Origin of the sequence: Bifidobacterium pluvialisilvae, from assembly GCF_019331695.1 — a bacterium.
GTDB classification, from domain to species: domain Bacteria; phylum Actinomycetota; class Actinomycetes; order Actinomycetales; family Bifidobacteriaceae; genus Galliscardovia; species Galliscardovia pluvialisilvae.
This window is the reverse complement of sequence record NZ_JAHBBI010000003.1, coordinates 261,448-279,469: the sequence shown is the minus strand read 5'-3', so window position 1 is coordinate 279,469 and position 18,022 is coordinate 261,448. Positions and strand designations below refer to the sequence as shown.

At 64.0% G+C, this 18,022-nt stretch carries 17 protein-coding genes; 7 read left to right on the top strand and 10 right to left on the bottom strand.

Annotated elements, in window-relative coordinates; all coding sequences use genetic code 11:
• Window positions 1-45 precede the first annotated feature (45 nt).
• The 6 genes from KIH77_RS04055 to KIH77_RS04030 all read right to left on the bottom strand — a co-directional run bounded on the left by KIH77_RS04055 (window position 46) and on the right by KIH77_RS04030 (window position 7,104).
• On the bottom strand, window positions 46-1,038 hold the full coding sequence (locus KIH77_RS04055; protein ID WP_219099812.1) for a TerC family protein: 993 nt from the start codon (window positions 1,036-1,038) through the stop codon (window positions 46-48).
• A 64-nt stretch (window positions 1,039-1,102) separates the two neighbouring features.
• On the bottom strand, window positions 1,103-1,465 hold the full coding sequence (locus KIH77_RS10420) for a hypothetical protein (RefSeq protein ID WP_236024448.1): 363 nt from the start codon (window positions 1,463-1,465) through the stop codon (window positions 1,103-1,105).
• Between the two features lie 147 nt (window positions 1,466-1,612).
• On the bottom strand, window positions 1,613-3,724 hold the full coding sequence (uvrB, locus tag KIH77_RS04045; RefSeq protein WP_219099811.1) for an excinuclease ABC subunit UvrB: 2,112 nt from the start codon (window positions 3,722-3,724) through the stop codon (window positions 1,613-1,615).
• Between the two features lie 50 nt (window positions 3,725-3,774).
• The gene (coaE, locus tag KIH77_RS04040) at window positions 3,775-4,401 is read right to left on the bottom strand and encodes a dephospho-CoA kinase (RefSeq protein WP_219099810.1); all 627 of its coding nucleotides are present in this window, start codon (window positions 4,399-4,401) and stop codon (window positions 3,775-3,777) included.
• Between the two features lie 179 nt (window positions 4,402-4,580).
• On the bottom strand, window positions 4,581-6,062 hold the full coding sequence (rpsA, locus tag KIH77_RS04035) for a 30S ribosomal protein S1 (RefSeq protein ID WP_219099809.1): 1,482 nt from the start codon (window positions 6,060-6,062) through the stop codon (window positions 4,581-4,583).
• A gap of 166 nt (window positions 6,063-6,228) precedes the next feature.
• The gene (locus tag KIH77_RS04030) at window positions 6,229-7,104 is read right to left on the bottom strand and encodes a bifunctional methylenetetrahydrofolate dehydrogenase/methenyltetrahydrofolate cyclohydrolase (RefSeq protein ID WP_219099808.1); all 876 of its coding nucleotides are present in this window, start codon (window positions 7,102-7,104) and stop codon (window positions 6,229-6,231) included.
• 165 nt (window positions 7,105-7,269) lie between these two features.
• Here KIH77_RS04030 and KIH77_RS04025 point away from each other — a divergent pair, with 165 nt between their 5' ends.
• From KIH77_RS04025 to KIH77_RS04015, 3 genes are all read left to right on the top strand, one after another.
• A complete protein-coding gene (locus KIH77_RS04025) occupies window positions 7,270-8,247 on the top strand; it encodes a metal ABC transporter solute-binding protein, Zn/Mn family (protein WP_236024447.1) in 978 nt (325 codons plus the stop codon).
• Window positions 8,248-8,394: 147 nt separating this feature from the next.
• Entirely contained in the window at window positions 8,395-9,279 is an 885-nt protein-coding gene (locus KIH77_RS04020; protein ID WP_219099806.1) for an ATP-binding cassette domain-containing protein, read from the top strand.
• Window positions 9,276-10,103: a metal ABC transporter permease gene (locus KIH77_RS04015; protein WP_219099805.1), complete on the top strand. Its 828-nt coding sequence runs from the start codon at window positions 9,276-9,278 to the stop codon at window positions 10,101-10,103. Before KIH77_RS04020 ends, KIH77_RS04015 begins: the two co-directional genes overlap by 4 nt.
• 33 nt (window positions 10,104-10,136) lie before the next feature.
• Here the strand turns inward: KIH77_RS04015 and ispF are convergent, their stop codons facing one another.
• Window positions 10,137-10,652: a 2-C-methyl-D-erythritol 2,4-cyclodiphosphate synthase gene (ispF, locus tag KIH77_RS04010; protein WP_236024446.1), complete on the bottom strand. Its 516-nt coding sequence runs from the start codon at window positions 10,650-10,652 to the stop codon at window positions 10,137-10,139.
• A gap of 29 nt (window positions 10,653-10,681) precedes the next feature.
• Window positions 10,682-11,305, bottom strand: a complete 624-nt coding sequence (locus KIH77_RS04005) for a CarD family transcriptional regulator (protein WP_219099804.1) — start codon at window positions 11,303-11,305, stop codon at window positions 10,682-10,684.
• Window positions 11,306-11,499: 194 nt separating this feature from the next.
• Here KIH77_RS04005 and glgB point away from each other — a divergent pair, with 194 nt between their 5' ends.
• The 3 genes from glgB (at window position 11,500) to KIH77_RS03990 (ending at window position 15,670) form a co-directional block, all read left to right on the top strand.
• Entirely contained in the window at window positions 11,500-13,752 is a 2,253-nt protein-coding gene (gene glgB, locus KIH77_RS04000) for a 1,4-alpha-glucan branching protein GlgB (protein WP_219099803.1), read from the top strand.
• Window positions 13,753-13,874: 122 nt separating this feature from the next.
• Window positions 13,875-14,594 carry a response regulator transcription factor gene (locus KIH77_RS03995; protein ID WP_219099802.1) on the top strand — a complete coding sequence of 240 codons (720 nt, stop codon included), beginning with the start codon at window positions 13,875-13,877 and terminating at the stop codon, window positions 14,592-14,594.
• The gene (locus KIH77_RS03990; RefSeq protein ID WP_219099801.1) at window positions 14,594-15,670 is read left to right on the top strand and encodes a sensor histidine kinase; all 1,077 of its coding nucleotides are present in this window, start codon (window positions 14,594-14,596) and stop codon (window positions 15,668-15,670) included. Before KIH77_RS03995 ends, KIH77_RS03990 begins: the two co-directional genes overlap by 1 nt.
• 2 nt (window positions 15,671-15,672) lie before the next feature.
• Here the strand turns inward: KIH77_RS03990 and KIH77_RS03985 are convergent, their stop codons facing one another.
• Window positions 15,673-16,446 (bottom strand): ComF family protein, encoded by a 774-nt coding sequence (locus tag KIH77_RS03985; RefSeq protein ID WP_219099800.1) that lies wholly within the window; start codon window positions 16,444-16,446, stop codon window positions 15,673-15,675.
• Window positions 16,447-16,556: 110 nt separating this feature from the next.
• Window positions 16,557-17,378: an HAD-IIB family hydrolase gene (locus KIH77_RS03980; RefSeq protein ID WP_219099799.1), complete on the bottom strand. Its 822-nt coding sequence runs from the start codon at window positions 17,376-17,378 to the stop codon at window positions 16,557-16,559.
• A gap of 163 nt (window positions 17,379-17,541) precedes the next feature.
• On the opposite strand from KIH77_RS03980, the gene KIH77_RS03975 reads away from it, so the two are divergent.
• Window positions 17,542-18,012 carry a metallopeptidase family protein gene (locus KIH77_RS03975; protein ID WP_219099863.1) on the top strand — a complete coding sequence of 157 codons (471 nt, stop codon included), beginning with the start codon at window positions 17,542-17,544 and terminating at the stop codon, window positions 18,010-18,012.
• Window positions 18,013-18,022 lie beyond the last annotated feature (10 nt).

Below are 18,022 nucleotides of genomic sequence, written 5' to 3'. Positions count from 1 at the left end.
TGGACACGATAACAATAGCAAAACCGCATCCATCCCGACGACGGCTCAGTCCCGCTGCGACGCCTTGGCCTCGACCGCGCGCATCTTCAGCACGCTGGCGATGGCCGCGGTGCCGATGGAGACGACGATGACGGCGAGCGACAGCCAGGTCGGCACCTCGGGGACGGCGTGTATGGGCTGCCCGCCGTTGATGAACGGCAGCGTATTGCCGTGCAGGGCCTCCATGATGAGCTTGACGCCGATGAACCCGAGCACGACCGACAGTCCGACCGGCAGGTAGACGAGCTTGTCGAGCAGGGCGCCGAGCAGGAAGTACAGCTGCTGGAGTCCCAGAAGCGCGAACACGTTCGAGGTGAACACGATGAACGGGTCCTTGGTCAGGCCGAAGATCGCGGGGATGGAGTCGAAGGCGAACATGACGTCGGTGGTGCCGATGGCGAGGAACACGATGAGCATCGGGGTCCAGTACCGCACGCCGTTCTTCGTGGTGCGCAGCCGTTCGCCATCGTATTCGTCCGAGATGCGGATGACCTTGCGCAGCGTGGAGATCAGGGCGTTCTCATGGTATTCCTCGTCGTCGTCCTTGCCGAAGGCGAGCTTGAACGCCGTGACCAGCAGGAACGCGCCGAAGAGGAAGAACACCCAGGTGAATCGTGTGATGATCGCCGCGCCGAGCAGGATGAAGATGCCTCGCAGAATCAGGGCGATGGTGATGCCGATGGAGAGGACGAACTTCTGCAGCTGCTTCGGAACGGCGAAGTTCGCCATGATGATGACGAACACGAACAGGTTGTCGATGCTCAGGGAGTATTCGGTGAGCCAGCCGGAATAGAATTCGATGGCGGGTTTGGCGCCGGCGACGCCCCATACGATGCCGCCGAAGATCAGCGCCATGACGACGAAGAACGCGATATGCTGCACGCATTCCTTGGTGGACGGCACATGTGGCCGCCGTCCGATGATGAACAGATCGATGATGAAGAACACGGCGAGCACGACGAACGTGCCCGCCATAAACCACAGTGGAGTCTCAGCCATGTGTCATCACTATACGGAAGGTTTATGACCTCGCGGGGGACGGCATGGAAATTCTGGCGTTTTTTTACAAAACCGGGCGCTTGGAGGCGGCCGGCCGTTCATCGTCGTCGCGTCGTCCGGACGACGGCCCATCGGCGTTCGGACGCGCCTGTGCCGTTCCCCTCCCGCCGCGCAGCGGATCGAGCAGCGTCGACGCGTCGGATATGCCAAGCATGCTGCGTCCGCCCGTCCGTTCCGGATGAAGGCCGAGGTACAGCGTGGCAATGCCCGCGGGAATCATGACGACGAGCAGTATCACCGTCAGCCACCAGCTGTATCGCACGCCGACGTACACCATCATCGCCACCACGAGGACCGCGACCACGGCATATGAGGCGATACGCCCCATGCGCGGATCGCCGGAAGTCCGGTCGCCCTTTGCCATCATGCTCCTCCTTCGCGGAATGCATCGCAACACCAAAACACCAATATATTGTATTGCCGGATCCTCCCACCGGCACCCGGCATCGCCAAGCCCATGCCGGCGTATCGGCATCCCCTTCGGCGGGGCTCCGGCATCCGACGATTGTCCCTGCTATTTCTGCGCCTCGGTGATCTGCCGCAGCTCCTTCTTCAGGTCGCGGATCTCGTCGCGCAGCCTAGCGGCGAGCTCGAACTGCAGCTGCTCTGCGGCGGTGTGCATCTGCTCGCTGAGCTGCCGGATGAGGTCGGCGAGGTCCTGCGCGGGAAGCCCCGCCTCGAGAATCTCCCTGTGCCGCTTATCCGCCTCGTCGGCATTGAACGACGGGACGCCCAGATGGGAGTTGCCCGCCTTGTTCGCGTTGCGATAGCCGCCTTCGAGCAGGGTCTGCGTATCGACGTCCTCCTTGGCGAGCATGTCGTTGACGTCGCTGATCTTCTTGATCAGCGGCTTCGGGTCGATGCCATGCTCCCTGTTGTATTCGATCTGTCTGGTCCGGCGACGGTTGGTCTCGTTGATCGCCTTGGTCATGGCGTCGGTACGGTGGTCGGCGTACATGATGACGGTGCCCGACACGTTGCGCGCCGCGCGTCCGATGGTCTGGATCAGTGAACGGTAGGAGCGGAGGAAGCCCTCCTTGTCGGCGTCGAGTATCGCGACGAGCGAGACCTCGGGCAGGTCCAGACCCTCACGCAGCAGATTGATGCCGACGATGACGTCGATCTTGCCTTCGCGCAGCTCGCGGAGCAGTTCCACGCGCCGCAGCGTGTCGACGTCGGAATGCAGGTACTCGACCTTGATGTCGCGCTCCAGCAGATAGTCGGTGAGGTCCTCGGCCATCTTCTTGGTCAGCGTGGTGACGAGCACACGCTCGTTTCTGGCCACGCGGTCCTTGATCTCGCCAAGCAGGTCGTCGACCTGGCCTTCGACGGGGCGGACGTCGATCTTCGGGTCGACGAGGCCGGTCGGGCGGATGATCTGCTCCACCACACCGTCGGAAAGCCCCAGCTCGTAGTCTCCGGGCGTGGCGGAAAGGTACACGGTCTGGCCGATGCGCTCGAGGAACTCGTCCCATTTGAGCGGCCGGTTGTCCATGGCGCTCGGCAGGCGGAACCCGTGTTCGACCAGCGTGCGCTTGCGCGAGGCGTCGCCCTCGTACATGGCGCCGATCTGCGGGATGGTCACATGGGACTCGTCGATGACCAGCAGGAAGTCATCGGGGAAGAAATCCAGCAGCGTATGAGGCGGGGTGCCCGGGGCACGTCCGTCGAAATGACGGGAGTAGTTCTCCACGCCCTGGCAGACGCCGATCTGCGTGAGCATCTCGAGGTCGTAGGTGGTGCGCTGGGTGAGCCGCTGCGCCTCGAGGTCCTTACCCTGCTTCTTCAGCTCGGCCACGCGTTCGTCAAGCTCCTGGCGGATGGTCTTCAGCGCCCGCTCCATGCGCTCCGGTCCGGCGACGTAATGGGAGGCGGGGAAGATGTGCACCTCCGGCTCGTGCGCGATCTCATCGCCGGTGAGCGGATGCAGGGTGGAGATGCGGTCTATCTCGTCGCCGAAGAACTCGATGCGGATGGCGAGCTCCTCATAGACCGGGATGATCTCGACGGTGTCGCCACGCACGCGGAACGTTCCCCTGGTGAAGGCGATGTCGTTGCGCTTGTACTGCATGTCGACGAATTTGCGCAGCAGGTCGTCGCGGTTGATCTCCTGCCCCTCCTTGAGGAACAGCATGCGGCCCGCGTACTCCTCCGGGGTGCCGAGTCCGTAGATGCAGCTCACCGTGGCCACCACCACACAGTCCCGCCGCGTCAGCAGGTTGGCGGTGGCGGCGTGACGCAGACGCTCCACGTCGTCGTTGATGTTGGAGTCCTTTTCGATGTAGGTGTCGGTCTGCGGGATGTACGCCTCGGGCTGGTAGTAGTCGTAGTAGCTCACGAAGTAGCTCACGGCGTTGTCCGGCATGAGCTCGCGGAACTCGGCGCACAGCTGCGCGGCGAGCGTCTTGTTCGGCTCGAGAATCAGCGTCGGGCGTTGGAGTCGTTCGATGAGCCATGCGGTCGTCGCCGTCTTGCCGGTGCCCGTGGCGCCCATGAGCACCACATCGTTCTCACCGGCCTCGATGCGACGCGCCAGCTCGTCGATCGCCTGCGGCTGGTCGCCGCTCGGCTTGTACGGCGACTTGACCACGAATGGCTTGTTGATGCGTTCGATGTTGTATCCCATGACCTGCCCCGTACTTGAAGTTCCCCATCCCCGGATCGGCGCGGACGGCGTCAGTACACGGGATGCGTCAGTATGCGATACAGTCTATCAACATCCTCGAACATCTGTTCGAGGGGTTTGGTGGAATCGATGACGTAGTCGCTGATGTCGAACCGTTGCTCCTGTGTGGCCTGGCTGCGGATGCGGGCCACCGCGTCGGACCGTTTCATGCCCCGGTTCCTGACCATGCGCCTGATCCGAACCTCCTCGGGGGCCTCGACCGTGATGATGGCGTCGAAGTAATCCCATCGGGCGGTCTCCACCAGCAGCGGGATGTCGTGGATGACCAGGCGCCGGGACCCGTCCGCGGGTTCCGGGTGCGAATCCAGCCACTCGTACTCGAGACGCCCCGCGTCCCTGAAGATGATGGGATGGAGGATGCGGTTGAGCTCCTCCAGCCTCTTCGGGTCCGAGAACACGTTCGCGGCGACCCATGCCCGGTTCATCTCCCCATCGCATCCACGCGCATGGCGGCCGAAACGGCGTACGACCTCGTCCAACCCCTCGCTTCCCTTGGCCACGGCGGCCCGGGCGAGGGCATCATAATCGATGACGAACGCGCCGAGCTCGACGAATCTCCTGGCGACGGTGCTTTTCCCGGCCGCTATGCCGCCGGTCAGTCCGACTCGTGTGAACACTGCAGGTCCTCCTCGTCTCCCGCGTGATGCGCCGGGGCCTCCCTGCCCGTCGTCGCATCATCCAGCCATGCGACCCGTCGATTCCAGGCCCCGGCCATGCTGCTCCCAGTATACGAAGGAACCCGGCCGTCAACGGTATTGACGACCGGGTTCCATCAATCAGCTATCGAAAGCCGTGCTCACTTCTTCTCGTTGAGCAGCTGCTCGCGCAGGGCGGCCAGCTGGTCGGAATCGGCGAGGGTGCCTTCGGAGGAGGACTCGGAGGAGTAGTTCGAGGTCTCCTCGACCTTCTCCTGCTTCGGCTCGCCCTGGCCATCGGCGGCGGCGGAGGCCTCGGCGTTCTCGAGCTCCTTGGCGACGAACTCCTTGTGCTGCTCCCACAGGTCGTGGGCGGCCGCGTACTGGGACTCCCACTCCTCGCGCTGCTTCTCGTAACCGGCGATCCACTCGTTGGTCTCCGGATCGAAGCCTTCGGGGTACTTGTAATTGCCCTGCTCGTCGTACTCGGCGGGCATGCCGTACAGAGCCGGGTCGAAGTCCTCGGAGGAGATGTCGACGGAGTCGTTGGCCTGCTTGAGGGACAGGGAGATGCGGCGACGATCGAGATCGACGTCGATCACCTTGACGAACACCTCTTCGCCCGGCTTGACGACGGTCTCCGGGTTCTCCACGTGACGGTTGGCGAGCTCGGAGATGTGCACCAGGCCCTCGATGCCGTCGTCCACGGAGATGAACACACCGAACTGGACGATCTTGGTGACCTTGCCCTTGACGATCTGGCCGGGGACGTGGGTGCGGGCGAAGCGCTGCCACGGATCCTCCTGGGTCGCCTTGAGGGACAGGGAGATGCGCTCGCGGTCGAGATCGACGTCGAGCACCTCGACGGTGACCTTGTCGCCGACCTTGACGACCTCGGACGGGTGGTCGATGTGCTTCCAGGACAGCTCGGAGACGTGGATGAGGCCGTCGACGCCACCGAGATCGACGAAGGCGCCGAAGTTGACGATGGAGCTGATGACGCCCTCGCGGATCTGGCCCTTCTTGAGCTGCGAGAGGAAGGTCTCGCGCACTTCGGACTGGGTCTCCTCGAGGTACTGGCGACGGGACAGGACCACGTTGTTGCGGTTCTTGTCGAGCTCCAGGATCTTGGCCTGGATCTTCTGGCCGATGTACGGGGCCAGGTCGCGCACGCGGCGCATCTCGACGAGGGAGGCCGGCAGGAAGCCACGCAGACCGATGTCCACGATGAGGCCGCCCTTGACGGCTTCGATGACGGTGCCTTCGACGACGCCATCGGCTTCCTTGATCTTCTCGACATCGCCCCAGGCGCGCTCGTACTGGGCACGCTTCTTGGACAGAATCAGACGGCCTTCCTTGTCCTCCTTGGTGATGACAAGGGCCTCGACGGTGTCGCCGACCTCGACGACATCGTCAGGATCGACGTCCTTCTTGATGGAAAGTTCGCGGGAGGGAATCACACCCTCGGTCTTGTAGCCGATATCCAGGAGCACCTCGTCGCGATCGATCTTAACGACGGTACCTTCGACCAGATCACCATCATCGAAGTTCTTGATGGTGGAATCGACTGCCTTGATGAAGTCCTCTTCGGTGCCGATGTCGTTGATGGCGACCTTGGTGACTTCAGTGTTGTTCTCTGCCATGTAAATATATGGTTTCTTAAATAGTTGGGTGGATAATATCGTTATTCAGTTGTATAGGTGCACCTGCTCGGCGCACCCGAACAAGTGTAATCGAATCCATGGTCAAAAACATCCGCAGGAACCCGGGCGTGTCGCGCACCGGCGCGACGCACCCGGTCCGCGCCCCCTACAGCGACCGTTCGGCGATCTCGACCACGTTGCGCAGCAGCATGGCCCGGGTCATGGGCCCTACGCCGCCGGGGTTGGGCGTGTAGGCGCCGCATACCTCATGGGCCGCGGGATCGACGTCGCCGAGGATCCTCGACCTGCCGGTCTCGGGGTCGGTGACGCGGCTGACACCGACGTCGACGAGCACGGCCCCCGGCTTGACATCGTCGGGCTTGACGAAATGCGCGCTGCCCATGGCGGCCACGATGACGTCGGCCTGCCTCATCAGCCCATGGACGTCCTTGGTGCCGGTATGGCACAACGTGACCGTCGCGTTGATCTCCTTGCGGCTGATCAGCAGCCCGATGGTGCGGCCGATGGTGATGCCGCGGCCGAGCACGACCACATGCTTGCCGGCGAGGTCGATGCCGTTCATGGCAAGCAGCTCCACGACACCCCGGGGGGTGCACGGCAGCGGCGTGGAGAGCTCCCCGCGCGGATGCAGCACCAGCTCGCCGAGGTTGTACGGATGCATGCCGTCGGCGTCCTTGGCGGGGTCGATCTGGTCGATGACCCGGTTCTCGTCGACGCCGCCGGGCAGGGGCAGCTGCACGATGAACCCTGTGCACGCGGGATTCGCATTCAGCCTGTGCACGGCGTCGACGATGGCGTCGTAGCCGGCATCCTCGGGCAGCTCCTCGGCGATGGAGGCGATGCCCACCTCGGCGCAGTCGCGATGCTTGCCGGCGACGTATTTGACCGAACCGGCGTCGGCCCCCACCAGCAGCGTACCCAATCCGGGCGTGACGCCATGCTCCTTGAGGCGCTCCACCCGACGCGCGAGGTCGGCCTTGATTGCCGCCGCAGCCTGTCTGCCATCCAAACGCTGTGCCATATGACGCATGGCTCCTTCCTGTTTCTTCCGTGTGCCGGAATTACGTTACTCCGCATCTTAAGCTATCGTGAAAACAGTCCATGGAATGGGATTCCGGGGCGGCGACGAGGATGCCCCGGACGGATTTGGAAAACGCAGAAGGCGGCGATGCATATGGAGAGAACGATGAGAGGGATGCTGCGCGCAGGCGCGGCGGCGGTGGCGTGCGTCGCGGCCGTCATCGGGCTTACGGGGTGCGGGGGCTCGCAGAGCACGGAGCAGGGCGCGGATCCGACCACGCAGTTCGACCCGATCGCCGTGGTCTCCTCCATCAACCAGTGGGGAATCCTCGCCAAGGAGCTCGGCGGCGATCAGGTGAAGGTCACGTCGATCCTCGGCTCGACGAACGTGGACGCCCATGATTTCGAACCGCAGACCAGCGACATCGCCACGATATCCAAGGCGAGGATCCTCGTGGCGAACGGCGCCGGATACGATGACTGGGCCACCAAGGCCGTGAGCGGCGACACGACCGTCGTCACGGCGGCCGACGCCGTGGGCGCCTCCGACGGCGACAATCCGCACCTGTGGTTCTCCAAGGACGCACGCAAGGCCATGGCCCAGGAGCTATCCGACGCCTTCGCCAAGGCGAAGCCGGAGAGCAAGCAGTACTTCACCGACAAGCTGGAGGCCTGGCAGAAGAGCGAGACCGAACTGGAGTCCACGATGGACACCTTCGCGAGACAGCATCCGAACGCCACCTATGCCGCCACCGAGACCGTGGCCTACTATCTCATGAGCGACCTCAAGGTCAAGGACGTCACCCCTGAGAAATACACGCAGGCGTCGCTGAACGACAGCGAGCCGGCGCCGGCGGACGTGCAGGCGTTGCAGTCGCTCATCGAAGGGCACAAGGCCGGGCTTGTGGTCAACAACCCGCAGGAGGCCTCCGACATGACCAATCTCGTGACGGGTACCGCGCACAAGTCCGACGTGCCGGTGGTGAACGTCTCCGAGCAGGTTCCTGAGGACAAGCAGACGCTGACCGGCTGGATGAACGCGCTGATCTCCGAAATCGGCAAGGCGCTGGACGAGAGCGCCGGCCTTCCGCAGCCGCGGTCGTCGACGTCATCGGCCTCGCCGTCGGCATCATCCTCAAAATAGTCCTCCACCCGATGCCCCGGACCCCTGCGGTCCGGGGCATCGCCATTCCCCGATGGGTCACGCGACGCCGCAACACGACGGACTGGACGAAATCGACAATTATTGATTACTATTCTCATTAGCAATATCGAGGACAAGGAAGGAATCATGGGCTCCACTCCATCGGACGGCGGCAACGCCGTCATCCTCCGCAACGCCGCAGTGCGACGCGGGGGGCGGACCATCTGGTCCCACGGGGACTTCTCCATCCCACGGGGCACCGTCACCGCGATCGTAGGCACGAACGGGGCGGGCAAGACCACACTGCTGGATGCGGAACTCGGCCTCGTACCCCTGTCGTCGGGCTCGATCGAGGTCCTCGGCACGCCGGCGGGCCAAAGCAACCGTCGCATCGGGTATGTGCCGCAGTCCTATATATCCGGGCTGGATTCGACGATCACGGCACGGCAGTCGGTGGTGCTCGGCCTGACCGGGACCAGGTTCGGCATCCACTTCGTCACCCGGGCGGAGCGTTCCCGCGCCGAAGAGGTCCTGGAATTCGTCGGGCTCGCGGACAAGGCCGACTATCGCCTCAACGAACTCTCCGGGGGCCTCAGGCAGCGGGCGGCCATCGCCCAGGCGCTGGTCGGCGGCCCGGAGCTGCTGCTGCTCGATGAGCCGTTGGCCAATCTCGACATCGCCAGCCAGCGCGCCGTGGTCGAGCTGCTCGCCCGGCTGAACCGCGAATGGGACATGACCATCCAGGTGGTGGCGCATGACCTGAACATGCTGTTGCCGATCCTCACCGGCGCGATTTACCTGCTCGACGGGCATCCGCACTACTCGTCCATGAACTCGGTGCTGGACTCCAAGCTCCTCACCCATCTCTACGGCACGCGGGTCGAAGTGGTGACGACCCCGCAGGGCGACATGTTCGTGACACCGAATGTCAGGCTGGAGCCGGAGGGAAGGGAGCAGGACACGCACGACGTGCGGGAGGCCGCGCTGTTCCATCATCACGACGCCGGAAACGGCAATGGGGAGGACCGATGACCATCCAATTCGCATTCGACCCCGAATGGGCCTCCGTGCTCACCGCGCCATTCATGCTCAACGCCATCAAGGCCGGCCTGCTTATCTCCCTCGCGGCGGGGATCATGGGGTACTTCACCATCAGCAGGCACTCCACGTTCGCCGCGCACGCCCTCGCCCACATCGGTCTGCCCGGCGCGACCGGCGCCGTGCTGCTCGGCCTGCCGGTCTCGCTGGGTCTGGGGGCGTTCGCACTCGGAGGCGCGCTCGTCATCGGCGCGCTCGGCAAACGCGTGGCGGACCGCGACATCGCCACCGGCACGGTGCTGGCCTTCGCCACCGGCCTCGGCCTGTTCTTCGCCCGTCTGTCCTCGAGCGCCTCGCAGCAGATGCAGTCCATATTGTTCGGCTCCATATTGACCATCACCGATGACCAGATCATGGGATTCGCCATATTCGATGCCGTGCTGCTGCTCGTACTGGCAGTCATCTACCGGCCGCTGCTGTTCAGCTCGCTGGACGAGCAGGTGGCCCGGGCCAAGGGCGTGCCCATCACACTGATGAACGTGCTGTTCATGGCCATCATGGCCGGCGTCATCACCATCGCCGTGCCGGCCGTGGGCACGCTGCTGATCTTCGCGCTCGTGGTCACACCGGCGGCCACGGCCTCCATGCTCACACGCTCGCCGTTCGCCGCGATCGTCGTTTCGTGTGTGCTGTGCCTCGTCAGCATATGGGGCGGCCTGGTGTTGTCCGCCATGTTCCCCACCCCGCCGAGCTTCGTCATCGTCACGTTGAGCACGCTGCTGTGGGCGGTCGCCAAGCTCGTGTGCAGGGAACGCTAGCCGATTCGTGGCATGTGACGCCGCAGGACGGCGTCACATCCTGACGACCATGGCATTGGCGATCGCCGCGACGCCCTCCCCCTTGCCGGTGAATCCCATGCCATCCGTGGTCGTGGCGCCGACCGTGACCGGGGCGCCCATCGCCTCGCTCATGGCGGCCGAGGCCTCGTCCCTTCGGCCGCTGATCCTCGGGGCGTTGCCGATGATGACGACGCTGGCGTTGACGACGCGCCAGCCGTTGTCCGCCAGATATCCCCGGACGGTGCGAAGCATGGCGTCCCCGCGCATGCCGGCCCCACGGCTGGTCTTTCCGACACCGAACAGGGTGCCGATGTCCCCAAGCCCGCTTGCGGACAGCACGGCGTCGATGACGGCGTGCACGGCCACATCGCCGTCGGAGTCCCCTGCCATGCCCTCGATGCCGCGGGCCTCGTCATCGGTCCAGCGCAGGCATGCGACCCAGAGTTCGCGGTGCGTGCCCGCGGTGGCAAAACGGTGCGCGTCGAAACCCTGTCCCACGCGCACCGCATCCATGGAAAGCGATTCCATAATCCGGGAGAAACCCCCTTTGCGCTTCCCTATTTCGCCGACTTCTTGGAGGCCTTCTTCTTGGCCTTCGCCGCCTTGGCCTCGGCCTCGATGCGGTTCAGCGTCTCGCTGGCCGGCTCCTTCGGCGTCTTGGTGTGGTGCTTGTCGTCGCCCGGCCTCGGTTCGCAATAGCCGAGGTTGACGTCGAGCAGACGCTGCGTCTCCTCCTCGCTGATCTTCTCGCTCAGCGAAATCTCGGAGGTCAGTATGTTGCGCGCCTTCGTGAGCATGCGCTTCTCCCCCGCGGACAGTCCGTGCTCGTCATCGTCACGCTGGGCGAGGTCGCGCACGACCTCGGCGATCTTGTTCACATCGCCGGTGGCGATCTTCTCGACGTTCAGCTTGTACCGGCGGGACCAGTTGGTCTTCTCCTCGACGATGGGCGTGCGGAGAATCTCGAACACCTTGGCGACGGCTTTGGCGTCGACCACGTCGCGGACACCCACCTTCTTGACGTTCTCCGCGGGAATCTGGATGACCAGACCGTCGGAGGACAGCACGGAAAGCTTCAGATACGTACGTTTGACGCCGTTCATCTCACGTTCGGTGATCGCCTCGATCTTCGCGGCGCCATGGCGCGGATAGACAACGGTATCGCCAACCTGATATGTCATGTAGAGCCCCTCTAACGATATAAGAAGACATTTCATGATTGCATCAAGGGTGGACCTCACCGTCGGCGGCATCCGTCTCCAACGCGGCCCGGGACACTCCCGAAACGCCGCCAAGAGAACGCTCACACATATGAACGTTCAAAATTCGCCGTGGCGTTCAGCGTTTCGACCCGATTATTGCGTAGACTCGTGGTATGGCAAATACACAAGAGAAAAGCATTCCGCAACCGGTCAGCGTCGACCATGCGGTCCTGGACGACGTCAGCAATGGCGTCTACTACGACCCGCACACCGTTCTCGGGCCGCACATCAACGACGATCAGCACGGCGAGGGCTACGTCACCGTCCGTGTTCTTCGCCCCCTCGCCAAGCATGTCTCCATCGTGACCGCCGACGGCGAATACGCCGCCGAGCATGAATGGAACGGCATCTTCACGGCCGTGATTCCCGCCGTGGAATCGCCGGACGGCCCCACAGTCCCCGACTACCGCATCCGCGTCGCCTACGAAGGCGGCGACACCGCGCTGGTGGACGACCCCTACCGCTACATGCCCACCGTCGGCGACATGGACATGTATCTCTTCGGCGAGGGACGCCATGAACGGCTGTGGGAGGTGCTCGGCGCCCACGTACGCACCTACGACAGCGTCCTGGGCGATCCGGACGGCTCCTCCCCCGACACCGTGAGCGGCACCTCGTTCGCCGTATGGGCTCCGAACGCCCACGCCGTGCGCGTGGTGGGCGACTTCAACTGCTGGTCCGGACGCCAGCACGCGATGCGCGAGCTGGGATCCTCCGGCATCTGGGAGATCTTCATCCCCGGGGTCGGCGCCGGCGAGCTGTACAAGTACGAGATCCTCAACGCCAACCACGAATGGAAGCAGAAGGCCGACCCGATGGAGAACCTCCATCAGATCCCGCCGGACACCGCCTCCGTGGTCGTCGACTCCAAGCACCGGTGGAACGACGAGGCCTGGATGGACCACCGCCGCAAGACCGACCCCCACGCAGGCCCCATCAGCATCTACGAGGTCCACGCCGGCAGCTGGAAGATCGGCATGGACTACACGAAACTCGCCGAGGAGCTGGTGCCGTACGTGAAGAAGATGGGCTTCACCCACGTGGAGTTCATGCCGCTCGCCGAGCATCCGTTCACCGGATCGTGGGGCTATCAGGTCACGGGATACTATGCGCCGCAGTCCCGGCTCGGCCACCCCGACGACCTCAAGGCGCTCATCGACGCCTTCCACCAGGCCGGCATCGGCGTGATCATGGACTGGGTCCCCGCACACTTCCCGAAGGATGACTTCGCCCTAGCCCGCTTCGACGGCACCCCGCTGTACGAGGACCCGGACCCGCTGCGCGGCGAGCATCCGGACTGGGGTACCTACGTGTTCAACTTCGGCCGCAACGAGGTGCGCAACTTCCTCGTGGCGAACGCCTGCTACTGGCTCGACGAATTCCATGTGGACGGCCTGCGCGTGGACGCCGTCTCCTCCATGCTCTACCTCGACTACAGCCGCGAGAACGGCCAGTGGCGGCCGAACAAGTACGGCGGGCGCGAGAACCTCGAGGCCATCGACTTCCTCAAGGAGGCCACCGCCACGGCATACGGCCGCAACCCCGGCATCATGATGATCGCCGAGGAGTCCACCGCATGGCCCGGCGTCACCGCTCCCACGGACGAGGGCGGCCTCGGCTTTGGCCTCAAATGGAACATGGGCTGGATGCACGACACGCTCGAATACCTGCATGAGGCCCCCATCAACCGCAAGTGGCACCATGGCGAGATCACGTTCTCGATGATGTACGCCTATTCGGAGCATTACGTGCTGCCGATCAGCCACGACGAGGTCGTCTACGGCAAGGGCGCGCTGTTCGGCAAGATGCCGGGCGACGACTGGCAGCGCTATGCCGGCGTGCGCGCGCTGTTCGCCTACCAGTGGGCCCACCCGGGCAAGAACCTCACGTTCATGGGCAACGAGATCGCGCAGTACGGCGAATGGGACTACAAGTCCTCCGTGGACTGGAACGCGTTGAACTGGCCGGACCACCAGGGCGTGCAGAAGCTGGTCAGGGACCTCAACGAGCTGTACAAGGAGAGCCCCGAATTCTGGAGCCAGGACTTCGAGCCCGCGGGCTTCCAGTGGCTGACCAGCGACGACGCCGACCATAATGTGCTGAGCTTCATGCGTCTGGACAAGCAGGGCAACCCGATCGTGGTGGTCGTCAACTTCTCCGGCTCCGCATGGCAGGACTATCAGGTGCCGCTGCCGAGCGGAGGAAGGTGGAAGGAGATCCTCAACACCGACGCCAAGGAATACGGAGGCTCCGGCATCGCCAACACGGACATCGTGGCGGACAAGGAGGAGTACCACTCCCGTCCGTATTCCGTGAAGATCACCGTGCCGGCTTTGGGCGCCCTGTTCCTGAAGCCCGAACGGTAGCCGTCCCGTAGTACGGAAAGGGTCCACGCGCCAGCCCGCGTGGTGTAGAGTAAGGCCAGGTTCGATTCCTGGCCTTACGTATGATATACGGAAGCAACATGTTGGATACAAGGGATTAGGCGATGAACAGCATTGATACACATACCCCTCAGCGTACGATTCTTGTCGTGGAGGACGAGCCGACGCTCGCCACGGCCATAGCGCAGCGGATGACCGCCGAAGGCTGGACGGCCAGGGTCGCCGGGGACGGGGCCAGCGCGGTGCAGGCCGCGTCCCAGTTGAAGCCGGATCTGGTCATCATGGACATCATGCTGCCGGTGATGGACGGCCTCGAGGCCACCAAGCGCATCGTCGCCAGCCGGCCCGTCCCGGTGCTGATCCTCACCGCGCGCGACGACGAGGCGGACAAGGTCATCGGTCTGGGCGCCGGCGCCGACGACTACATGACCAAGCCGTTCTCCATGCGCGAGCTCATCGCCCGGTGCAAGGCGCTGCTGCGCCGTGTGGAACGGGCGAAGGTCATCGCCAAGAACTCGGAGAACGAGAAGCTGCTCGACTTCGGCACCCTGGTCATCGACCCGGCGCAGCGCATCGTCACGCTCCGCGGCAAGGAGGTGCATCTGACCCCCACCGAGTTCGACCTGCTGGCGACGCTCGCCCGCCGGCCCAAGTCGGTGCTCACCCGCGAAAAGCTGCTGGAGGAGGTCTGGGACTGGGTCGATGCCTCGGGCACCCGAACCGTCGACTCCCATGTCAAGGCCCTGCGGCATAAGCTCGGACCGGAGCTGATTCGCACCGTGCATGGCGTCGGATACGCGTTCGAGCCCCCGGAAGACAAGTGATGGCCGGCAAACCCAGAAAACCGAGGCTGCCGCTCAAGCGCCGCTCCATCCGCGACCGGCCGATAGGCATGTTCTCTTCGCTGAAGGCGGAACTCAGCGTGCTGATCGTCATCGCCACGGCGATCGCGTTCGTACTGGCCTGGCACTTCCTCAAATGGGGATGGAGCGGCTGGATCGCCATGCCGCTGACGCTGGTCGTCGCATTGGGCATCACCTACTTCTTCGCCCACGGGCTGACCTCGCCGCTGCGCCAGATGCGTGACGCCGCGAAGGCCATGGCGGAGGGCGACTACACCGTCCGCGTGGAGGAGGCGTCCGATTCCCGTGACGAGGTGGGCCAGCTCGCCCGCTCGTTCAACGAGATGGCGGAGGAGCTTCAACACGCCGACCAAATGCGTCGGGACATGGTGGCGAACGTCAGCCATGAGCTGCGCACCCCGGTCTCCGCACTACAGGCCCTCGTGGAGAACATGGCCGATGGCGTGGTCGACCCCACGCCGGCAAACCTCGAGGGCATCCTCGACCAGACGCACAGGCTCTCCGACCTGATTGCGTTCCTGCTCGACATGTCCCGCGTGGAGGCCGGCGCGGCGAGTCTTGAAATAGAGAAGTTCGACTTCGGCGACTTCCTCGACGAGACCATCAAACCGCTGGAGATCGCCGACGGCGGCCATAACCACGACATCCATCTCGACGTCCCCGGCCATGTGATGATGGAAGGCGACCCCGACCGTCTCAGCCAGCTGTTCACCAACATCATCGCCAACGCGCTCAAACACTCCCCCGACGGCACGTCCGTGCTCGTCGAAGTGCATGAGGACCGCGACCAAGGGACCATCGTCACCAACGTCATCAACTACGGGTCGCAGATTCCCAAGGAGGCTCGGAACGACATCTTCCGACGCTACGTCAAGGGCGTGGGACGGCCCGGCACCGGATCGGGCGGAACCGGTCTGGGCCTGTCGATCGCCCGCTGGGCGGCGGGGCTTCATGGCGGCACCGTGAAGGTCGTTCCCGATGAGCGCGGCGCGAACTTCGAGATCTCACTGCCGAAATACCATATCGCCGACGAATGAAGTCATGCGGAGCCGTCATCACCGACGAATGCATCCGATGGGCCGATCTCCCGACGGTGCACGCTCGCCAATGTGTAGGCGGCCATGACGTCCACGCCCTGCCTTTCCAAGGCGTGGACGCATTGCTGCAACGTGGAGCCGGTGGTGATGATGTCGTCCACGAGAACCGCCTTCCCACCATTGCCCAGCAGACGGCCGTCCACCCGTATGTGCCCCTCAAGACGTCCGATGCGACCGGCGACGCCGGATTGTTGCACCGATTTGCCAAGCCTGCCGACGATTGACAGCGCCCTGCCCATCTCGGCGTTCACTCCCCCGTCGCGCAGCGCATCGCGGACGGCTTCCGCCAACGGCAGGGTATGATGCCGTCCACGGCTCCGTGACGATGCCGCCGTGGACGGCACGGGAACCACCATGAGTCCGGCGGATTCGAGCCCGGCGGCGCACAGCAGCCGTGGCAGTCCGCTATCAATCACACACCGGGATATGACGTCGCGGAAATCGGCGGTGACTTCCTCGTCACCATGGTCCTTCCAACGAAGGATGGCCCGACGCGTTTCGGCGCCATACCGTCCCGCCGAAAACACCCCCATGCCGATTCCGCCCATGTCCCTTGTCGCCAGTCGCGAAAACAACGCACGGCATTCGGGGCACAACGTCTCATCGGGTCTGTCGCATCCCGCACAGCCACGGGGAATCACCACGTCACGCACCTCCCGCAGCAGTGCGATGAACGATTCCCGCAGCACCCTGCGACGTATTATTCCGTGACGCATGCCTCCACGATATCCCATCACGGATGACGACGACCGGTGTCCCCGACGATGTTGACGAACGTGGGACACGCCCGGCATGACGCCGATAGTCATGCGCCACGAACGGGTTCCTATCGGCCGATGACGGGAAGCAGCCCGTTGAGCCGCCGTATCACCTGCAAGGTATCGACGGGTTCGTGGACGCGGATGGCGTATGCCCCGGCCGCCGCCGCCGGATAGTCGTTGCCGTCCGGGTCCATCCGGTCCCCGACGAAGGCGATGCGGGCGATATCCGTGGAAAACAGTTCCGCCAGTCTCCTCATCGCATAGGACTTGTCGATGCCCTTCGCCACGACGTCGACGCTGGTGGATCCACCCGAGCGTACGGTCAGTTGGGGAAGGTCCGCGGCGACGGCCGCGGCGAGGCGGTTCTTCTTCGACCGGTCCGGATCCCATGCCGCCTTGGCCGCGGGCGGCGCCATTTGCCCCAATGCGGAGAACGTGATCTGACTGCCGCGATCCTCGAGACGATCCCCCCAGACGTCATCATCGGGCAGCCACAGCCCCTGCTCCTTCGCATGACGGGTCAGCGATTCGATGGCGGCGTCACGGTCCTCGGGAGACAGGTCATGGGCGTAGCGGCATCGCCAGCCCGTGCCATCCCACGAATAGTACCGGGTCCCGCTGGTCGGCATGAGATGCAGATTGCCCTTCTCGACATTATCGCCCAGCATGGCGAGTATCTGCCGCTCGAACAACGGATACTTGCCGCCCGAGACGACGGCGATGGGAATGCGCCGGGTCAGTTCTCCGAACGCCGTGGCCATGTCCGCGGTCATCGGGGTCTTCGATACGGCAAGCGTGGTGTCCAGGTCGAATCCGATGACGTCGATGCGCGTGCACAGATCGTCGTAATCGACATCATCCCAGTTGTGAATGGTCACTTCGCTCATCCGTATTCCTTTCACGCATCGAAGAATCATGCCGTCCCATGCGGCCATGGTTTTCTACTGCATTATCGCACATCCGAAGCGTTCGTCCCGGCTCACCGCGCCGGTCCCGCCCCTCCGCCGGGAAAGAACGGCAAACGTCATGGCCATGAATACTCTGGAGAACATGACCGATGATTTCTCCAAACGAACGCTGGCCCATTCGACTGCCGCGGTGCTGCCTTGGAATCGCAAGATCTACCGTGACCGTCATGGCCGGGGATTGCGTCAGGCCATGTTCGGCATCCGCATGCCGCGATACCGCACCAAGGCCGGCATGTTCGACGGCATGGTGGTCGCGCAGATGAAACGTCTGAACGCCGCCTGGCCGCAGCTGCTGGCCAACGTGGAATGCGCCGTCGAGGATGTGCCCCCCTCCGATCCTGTGGCGTGGGAGGCCAAACGGGCGTTCCTCTCGCAGAGCTTCCCCGCCAACCACGGCATTCCCGCACGCATCGTACTCTACCGACGCCCGATCGAGCAGCGGGCCCTTGGCCGAGATGACCTTCAGCTCATCATCCGCGATGAGCTGGTGTCATGTCTGGCCGACCTGACGGGAAGACGCCCCGAGGACATCGACCCCGACTGGGGGCTGTGACCACGGCCGG